Raw genomic sequence first — 426 nt, 5'->3', positions numbered from 1 at the left:
TTTTGTTTTTTCCGCGCGGTCGTGGCGGAACGGCAGACGCGCTAGGTTGAGGGCCTAGTGGGGGAAACCCTGTGGAGGTTCAAGTCCTCTCGGCCGCATCAAAAAAATCTTAAAAAAGTACTTGCATTTGAAAATGTAGTATGGTAAGATAATTGAGTCGCCAAAACACAACGACGAAAAAACATCATGAATAAGCGCCCGTAGCTCAATTGGATAGAGCGTTTGACTACGGATCAAGAGGTTAGGGGTTCGACTCCTCTCGGGCGCGCCATAACGGGAAGTGGCTCAGCTTGGTAGAGCACCTGGTTTGGGACCAGGGGGTCGCAGGTTCAAATCCTGTCTTCCCGACCACGCGGGTGTAGTTTAGTGGTAAAACAAGAGCCTTCCAAGCTCTGGTCGAGAGTTCGATTCTCTTCACCCGCTTTT

The 426-nt window shown here is 50.5% G+C and carries 4 tRNA genes; all 4 read left to right on the top strand.

Features of this window, described 5'->3' with window-relative positions:
* The first annotated feature begins 15 nt into the window (after positions 1 to 15).
* The 4 genes from FT637_RS29685 to FT637_RS29670 all read left to right on the top strand — a co-directional run bounded on the left by FT637_RS29685 (position 16) and on the right by FT637_RS29670 (position 423).
* Positions 16 to 98, top strand: a tRNA-Leu gene (locus FT637_RS29685).
* A 96-nt stretch (positions 99 to 194) separates the two neighbouring features.
* Positions 195 to 271, top strand: a tRNA-Arg gene (locus FT637_RS29680).
* 3 nt (positions 272 to 274) lie between these two features.
* Positions 275 to 351, top strand: a tRNA-Pro gene (locus FT637_RS29675).
* A gap of 1 nt (position 352) precedes the next feature.
* Positions 353 to 423: transfer RNA gene (locus FT637_RS29670), tRNA-Gly, on the top strand.
* The last annotated feature ends 3 nt before the right edge of the window (positions 424 to 426 follow it).

The sequence above is a fragment of the Bacillus cereus genome (genome assembly GCF_015071065.1).
Lineage (GTDB): Bacteria > Bacillota > Bacilli > Bacillales > Bacillaceae_G > Bacillus_A > Bacillus_A cereus_BA.
The sequence above is the reverse complement of the archived record's forward strand: the minus strand, read 5'-3'. Positions and strand labels throughout refer to the sequence as shown.